Here is a 2,710-nt window from a genome sequence, read left to right on the forward strand (position 1 = left end):
GCGCCCGTCACCGGGCACCCACCCGCGGCGCGGTGGCCAACCGGGCAACGTCACGGAGCACCTGGTCCAGGCTGCCCGCGCCGGCCCAGGGCACCACCGGCACGCCGTGCTCACGCAACTGGCTGATCATCGTGTCCCGGTCCAGCCGCCACAGCCGGTACGCCACCGGCGCCCAGCCCTTCTCCCCCGGCGGCGGCAGGTCGGCCGGAAGGGTGTCCACCGCCACCACGAACCGGCCGCCCCGGGCCAGCCGGGCCAGCATCTGCGCCGACCGCTCGTCCAGCAGCGGGGTGAGCACCACCACCAAGGCGTCGGCGGAGAGCAGTTGCGGCCCGAACACCTGGTCGTACGGCTCGTGGGGGGAGGACTCGGCGCGGGTGTCGAGCAGCCACTCCAGCACGGTCAGGTACTGCCGCCGGCCGGTGGCCGGACGGAGCCGGCGGGCCGCCGGCCCGTACTCCAGCAGCGCCACCCGGTCACCCCGGTGCAGGTAGTGCTCGGCGATCGCGGCGGCGGCCCGGACCGTGGTGTCCAGCACCGACGCCGCCCCGCGTACCCCGCCCGAACGCCCCGCCTCGGCGAGCACGTCGAGCAGGACCACCACCTCGGCGTCCCGGTCCGAGAGGGTGGCCGCCACGTGCAGCTGCCGGGCCCGCAGCGACACCCGCCAGTCGATCCGCCGCAGCCGGTCACCCGGCCCGAAGACCCGTACGCCGGCCAGTTCGCCCCCCTCACCCGGGCGGCGCGAGTGGTGCGCCCCGACCAGCCCGGCGGCCCGGGGCATCGCCTCGACCGCCTCGAACGGCTCCGTCATCGGGTACACCCGCAGCTTCACCGGCTCGGTGACGACCGTACGGGAGACCAGCAGACCGTCGGCGGCGGCGACCCGGGTACCGGCCGGACCGACCGGGTGCCGGCCCCAGCGCAGCGCCGTCCCGGTCAACTCCAGGTCGACGGCGGTCTTGGTGGGGATGGCGGTGACGAAGGGCCGGTCCGGGCCGGAGCCGCTGACGTCCAACCCGACGCCGCCGAAGCCGGCCCGGTCGATCCGCAGCCACGGCGAGATCCGGGTGCGCACCACGACCAGGTGGTACGGCACGGTGTCCGGGTTGCCGACGCTGACCCTGCCGGTCATCGGCCCCCCTTCGACCAGGTGCGCGTCCTCGGCGGCGATCTCCAGGTGCGGGGCGGCGGTGGGCCGGCGGCGCAGCGCGTACGCGGTGCCGAGCGCGAAGGGCGCGGCCAGCACGACCAGGTCGACCCGGCCGAGCAGCACGGCGGCGATCAACAACAGCCCGGTGAGCAGCACCGCCCGGCCCAGCGCCCAGGTGGGCGCCCAACCCGCCGCGGGCTCCGGCCCGGCCTCGGTGGGCACGTCAGCGCCCGAGCCGGCCGGCCGCGTGGCTGGGCAGCGCGCCGCTGGCCGGGGCGGGGGTCTGCTCCAGCACCTCACCGACCACGAAGGACGGGTCGACCCGGCGCAGCCACATCTCCGGGCGCAACGTGATGCGGTGCGCCAGGGCGGGCGCCGCCACGTCCTTGACGTCCTCCGGCACCACGTAGTCCCGGCCGGCGAAGACGGCCCGGACCCGGGCGAGCAGCAGCAGCGCCAGCGAGCCGCGCGGGGATGCTCCCACCAGCACCGACGGGTGTTCGCGGGTGGCCGCGGTCAGGTCGACGATGTACCGGCCGACGGAGTCCTCCACCACCACGTCCTCCAGCGCGGCCTGCATGGACCGTAGCGTGCCGGCGTCGACCACCGGCGGGATCTCGGCCTCCTCGCGGCGGCGGGCCATCCGCCGACGCAGCACGTCCCACTCCTCCTCGCGCCGCGGGTAGCCGAACGACACCCGCAGCAGGAAGCGGTCCAGCTGCGCCTCCGGCAGCGGGTACGTGCCCTCGTACTCGATTGGGTTGGCGGTGGCCAGCACGTGGAACGGCTCGTCCAGCCGGTAGGTGACGCCCTCCACGGAGACCTGTTTCTCCTGCATCGCCTCCAGCAGCGCCGACTGGGTCTTCGGCGGCGTCCGGTTGATCTCGTCGGCGAGCAGCAGGTTGGTGAAGACCGGGCCGGCGCGGAACGAGAAGTCGCCGGTGCGCTGGTCGTACAGGAAGGAACCGGTGACGTCCGCCGGCAGCAGGTCGGGGGTGAACTGGAGGCGGCGGAAGTCCAGCCCGAGCGCCTGCGCGAACGAGCGCGCGGTCAGTGTCTTGCCGAGGCCGGGCAGGTCCTCCAGCAGCACGTGCCCACCGGCCAGGATGCCGGCGAGGACCAGCTCCAGCGCCTCCCGCTTGCCGACCACGACCTGACCGACCGCGTCCAGCACCGCCCGGGCCAGGTGGCCGACCTCGGTGGCGGGGATGCTGCGGTCCACGGCGTTCATATCTTCTCCAGTTCGGCGACGATCGCCGCGAGGTCGCGCGGCGACGGCGGGCGGCGTGACGGCGTGGCCAGGAACGTCCACAGCGGTTCCCCGAGCAGGGTACGGGCGCGGGCGGGATCGGAGTCGCGGGTGAGGCCGTGCCGCTGGCGCAGCCGTTCGTCGGCCAACTCGCCGAGGCGGGGCAGGATCCGCTCGGTGAACCGTTCCCGGTTGCCGGAGGACCACTCCAGCGGCCGTTCCCAGCCGTTGATGGCGGCGCGCAGGGCGTCCTGGGCGGCCCAGTTCCACGTCCCCGGCTCCTCGCCGACGGGGGCGCGGGCACCGGG

At 75.2% G+C, this 2,710-nt stretch carries 2 protein-coding genes and 1 pseudogene; all 3 read right to left on the reverse strand.

Annotated elements, in window-relative coordinates:
- Positions 1 to 7 precede the first annotated feature (7 nt).
- Complete coding sequence (locus E1165_RS28415; RefSeq protein ID WP_132394767.1) at positions 8 to 1,375, reverse strand: DUF58 domain-containing protein; 1,368 nt, start codon at positions 1,373 to 1,375, stop codon at positions 8 to 10.
- A gap of 1 nt (position 1,376) precedes the next feature.
- Entirely contained in the window at positions 1,377 to 2,384 is a 1,008-nt protein-coding gene (locus tag E1165_RS28420) for a MoxR family ATPase (protein ID WP_132394768.1), read from the reverse strand.
- Positions 2,381 to 2,710 (reverse strand): annotated as a pseudogene (locus tag E1165_RS28425) (hypothetical protein); the annotation flags it as partial. The gene E1165_RS28420 and the pseudogene E1165_RS28425, both read right to left, overlap by 4 nt.

Origin of the sequence: Micromonospora sp. KC723, from assembly GCF_004348595.1 — a bacterium.
Taxonomy (GTDB): domain Bacteria; phylum Actinomycetota; class Actinomycetes; order Mycobacteriales; family Micromonosporaceae; genus Micromonospora.